This is a genomic window from Streptococcus sp. UMB1203, assembly GCF_030217725.1.
GTDB lineage: Bacteria > Bacillota > Bacilli > Lactobacillales > Streptococcaceae > Streptococcus.
In genome coordinates this window covers 1-4,591 of sequence record NZ_JASOOK010000050.1, presented here as the reverse complement: position 1 = coordinate 4,591, position 4,591 = coordinate 1, and the positions used below count along the sequence as shown (strand labels likewise).

Genomic DNA, 4,591 nt, shown 5'->3' with positions numbered 1-4,591 from the left:
ATCAAAAAAGAAAGGACTAAATCTGTCCTTTCTAGAGCTTAGCTTTTCTTCAACCCACTACAGTTGACAAAGAGCCATTTGTCCTTTCTCGGTTTTAGCTTTTATTCAACCCACTACAGTTGACAAAGAGCCTATTAAATTTAGTTTTTCTTAATCTAGCTGATTTTCCTTTGCAACGACAAATTCCTTAACCAATCGATAGATAACAGCAGATATCGGTGTAAAGAATATCATCCCAAGTAAGCCAAAGAGATTGCCTCCAATACTAGCAGCCGCAAGCGTGAAAATAGCTGGCAAACCAATAGACTGACCTACAACTCTAGGATAAATAAGGTTTCCTTCAATCAGCTGTATAACTTGATATAGAAGAAGAGAAAGTAAGGCTTGAGTAGGACTCACTGTGAAGATAAAAATCGCTCCCACAACACAAGCAATCATAGGCCCTACATAAGGAATGAACGATAGCACTCCTGCAAAGATACCTGTCATTACTCCATAGGGTATCCCAAACACGCTGTAACCAACCGCTATCATAACTCCTATGATAACTGCTTCAATCAGCTGACTCATCAAAAATTGGTCATAAGTCTCTAGTGCTACTTGTCCAATGTAAGTCAACTTTATCACCACCTTCTCTGGAAGAAAAACTTTTAGAAGTCGACTCGTCATCGCTGCCAGATGTTCCTTACTGGATAAAAATAAAAAGGTGAAGACTATAATCAAAAAGGCATTCATCAAACTTGAAAAAATATTGCCGATATTACTAGTCAGACCGGATAAGAAGGTTATCAAAGCTTGACTAATAGAGCTAGACTGTCCCTGTATGCCTGATACGATAGTTGACAGCATGTCTTTGGTTACAAATTCCGAGCTGTCTAGCAATTTCCTAAGTTGAGTCAGGACTGTTGAAAGGACTGCTCCCAGCTGACTAATAGTCTGGGCTAGGGTTGGCAGCACCAAAACCAAAAGAGCAATCACGATTAAGATAAGAGCTAGGAAAACAAGTACCATGGCAATCGGACGACGCAACTCTGCCTTTACCTTCAATTTAACTAAGTACTGTTCAATTTTTTTCATAGGAACATTAAGCACAAAAGCAATAACAGCACCATAAATCAAGGTTGATATTACATCAAAGAGAGAGATTGCTCCTGATATAAAGCTCGATGCATTCAGAATTACAAGAGCAACCAGCCCTATAAAAAGTATTAACGGGGTGTATTTTTTTACTAAGTTCATAAATTCTCCTTAATAAACATGTTTAGATACGACTATACTATTTGGTTTTTCAAACTCTCGATTAAGGTAGGCTTGGTAAGTTCCTGGAGCGATAAATCCTTTGGGTGAGAGGATATCGGTGCCAGCCTGACCGACTATGGTATCAGCCAAGAGCACACAGTTTGTAGATAAGACAAAGTAGGATTTAAACTTAGATTTGATAAATTTATAAAGTTCCCCATCTGTCTCATGTCTGATTTTATAAGCGTAGGTGTAGTCTTCCTTACCATCACCTGTCATGATTTTATCTGCACTTGGCTCCCATGGAATCGTCAGTTGTTTCAATTCAGCCAACTTTTTCTGAACTGCTTTTTCCATTTCAGGCGTCAAATCTATCCCATAACCAAAAAGCGTTTTTTGACTCTCACGTTTACATAGGTCAATGTACTTGTCACGATCACAGAAATATAAGACACCATCTCCTACCATGCCAAATAAGGTCTCAGAAGACGGATCATAGTTGCCATAAGAAATAACACGGCCTTGATAGCAGATATCCACATGACCAATTGCCGAAAACAGAGAGGTCTCAGCTGTATGAACAAAAATTTCAAGCTCCGCTGTCTTACCAGACTTCACCATTCCAAGATGGATATCCTCTCTCTCATCAGCATTTTCCTGCATGAATTTGTTGATTTTTGCTAAAGTTCTTGCAGGGATGAGAGCGGCTAGGACAATAGGTAAGCTAATTCTAATGCGACGTTTGAGATGGTTTTTCCCAATTTCCTCCTCAAACAAGAAACCATCACGGATATTGGACACACCATAAAGGAAAAAATAAGCCCCTAATACAAAGAGTTGAAAGACAGAATTTCCTGTAGAGGACAAAAGACTAGTCCCACCAAGAAAAACTAGTACGAGTCCATCTAGTAAGAGACGAAAACGAGGTCGAATTTTGTTTTTGCGGTAGAGAACATAGGTGACAAGGTTAATACTAGCATGAAAAATCTGATAAACTCCAATCACAAGAGCCAAAATATAAATCGGCACATCCGTCGCAAGATTGGAGCCAAGCAAATATCCCAGCACTAACAATTTAACCAGTGCAACTCCCAAGGTGTCCGTTGACTGACTTTTTTTGAAAATACGTAATACTAAATCTAAGACCGTTGCTATCCAAGCTAAAAACAGAACCAGTCGAATAACCTTTACTGGCAACCAAGTCCCCGTGACCATCAAGATGAGACCTAGCAGAACAAACAAGAACCCCTGAGCAAGTAATTTCTTACCTGTCAGACCTAAAGATAGAATTTTCGCCATATAAAAACCTTTCAACAATAAAAATTAAACACTCCGATTAAACTGACTAGTAAATAGCCAACACTACAAACAGCCTGTGCCAGCAACATATGGTGACTAGAAATGACTGTAGTAATGTCACCATCTTGTCTTATGCACTTCTAAAATTTGTTATATTGATTAGAAACCAGAGCTTATAAAAACTAGCTAAACTCGAGAGATAGACACAATTGCGACGAAAAAATGTATAACCAATTCAACTTGTTAAGGTAAGAAAGCATTATTTCCAATCTATTAATTATTCATCTATTACCTATTATGACACAATATTCCCTATAGTTCAACTTTTTACTTGTTTTTATATTACACGGACTAAAAAGTTTTCAACAGTTGATTGCATGTGTTTTAATAAGTTTTAACCTTTCTTGGTTAGATAAAAAAAGAACCATACAGTTTAGAATCTGTATGGTTTTTGCCCCACTTTTGTCCCATTTTTAAATCATGACATTGAAAATACCTAAAATCACTTATATTCAATATTTTTAATTGCTCTCAATATGAAAGTCCTTTCCAAATCCCTGTAGGGGGCATCTAAATCAACAGGAAAAAGCCTTGATTTACAAGGCTTTTTTGTGTAGTCTTAGCACTAAAAACGATAGAAAAAGCGGCCCTTCTGTACTGACCCCAAAAGTTGGACAGAAAAAACCTAACTTTTGTGGCGCAGTTCATTCGCGTCACATGAAGTTATTTAAGCATCTCCTTTTTTTTTATTACCATTTTCTGTTATAATAAATTGTACTTCTAAAATAGAAAGGTCTTAAGATGACAACTCTTGTTAAACATAAACGTGTAAATTATTCAGAACTTTTTTATGATCTAGTTTTTGTTTTTGCGATTTCAAAAGTAACTGCTTTAATTCACCATCTTCATAACGGTATTTTGACTTGGAATTCTTTGCTTGATTTTTTCATGTCTGTCTTGCTTCTCATCAATGCCTGGATGATTCAAACCGTTTATACCAATCGCTATGGAAAGAACTCTTTATTTAACATGCTAATCATGTTTATCAATATGGGACTTTTACTCTTTATATCCAATTTGATTAAAGATGATTGGCAACAATATTTTCATTATGTCTGTTGGGCTATTGGTACATTAACCCTTACCTTATTTTTTCAATATTTGGTTGAGTTTTTTAAAAAATCAACCGATAATGTTCATAGGGAAAGTATCAAAGGTTTTCTATGGATAACAGGTCTACGAAGTTTAGAAATCTATCTAGCAGCTCTTCTTCCTATTTACATTGGAGTCTATATCCTTTATGTTAGTATTCTGCTAACATTTATTACGCCAATTACCTCGATTAGTAAAGATGATCATTTCCAGATAGTTCTCCCCCATTTAATCGAGCGCATCTCCCTTCTTGTCATTATTACGTTTGGAGAGATGATTATGGGGCTAGTTAGCTTCTTTACAATCGAGAATTTCTCGATTTATTCGGTTCTTTATTTCATTATTATGCTTTCTCTGTTCTTGTTTTATTTTGTTCAATTCGACCATGCTATTGATGAAGAATCTAATCAAAAGGGACTATTTCTAATTTACAGTCACTATCCTATTTTCATTGGACTTCTTATGATGACCGTTTCGATGAGTTTTCTTCTGAATCCTGAAACTAATCTTCTCTTTGCAACCAGCTTCTTTTATATCGGAATTGGCCTCTTCCAAGCTGCTGTCCTAGCAAATGGGCCCTATAACAAACACTATCTTCGCTATTCGAAAAGTTACTACTGTGTCCAAGCTACACTCTATCTGGCTGCCTTGATTCTCTCTTTAATCTTTGCTCCTAATCCTATAATAGTAGTGAGTATAACAACCATTTTAGCTCTAGCTATAGCTATTCATTCTATTTATTTTTATATGACACAGACTAAAAAACATTCCACACCTTACTGGGAGTTGTTTTAATGAGTTTATAATATAAAAAGGCCTTGGAATGTACTGCACCCCAAAAGTTAGACAGAAAAAATCTAACTTTTGGGGTGTTTTATTATGAAATTGAGTTATGATGATA

Annotated in this window: 3 protein-coding genes; 1 reads left to right on the top strand and 2 read right to left on the bottom strand. The window is 36.2% G+C overall.

Annotation, left to right across the window (positions count from 1 at the left end):
• Positions 1–150 precede the first annotated feature (150 nt).
• Positions 151–1,239, bottom strand: coding sequence for an AI-2E family transporter (locus tag QP439_RS08690; protein WP_169435191.1), 1,089 nt, complete (start codon positions 1,237–1,239; stop codon positions 151–153).
• Between the two features lie 9 nt (positions 1,240–1,248).
• Entirely contained in the window at positions 1,249–2,538 is a 1,290-nt protein-coding gene (locus QP439_RS08685) for a membrane protein (RefSeq protein ID WP_001062783.1), read from the bottom strand.
• 801 nt (positions 2,539–3,339) lie between these two features.
• Between QP439_RS08685 and QP439_RS08680 the strand changes: the two genes are divergently transcribed.
• A complete protein-coding gene (locus tag QP439_RS08680) occupies positions 3,340–4,485 on the top strand; it encodes a low temperature requirement protein A (RefSeq protein ID WP_285389590.1) in 1,146 nt (381 codons plus the stop codon).
• The last annotated feature ends 106 nt before the right edge of the window (positions 4,486–4,591 follow it).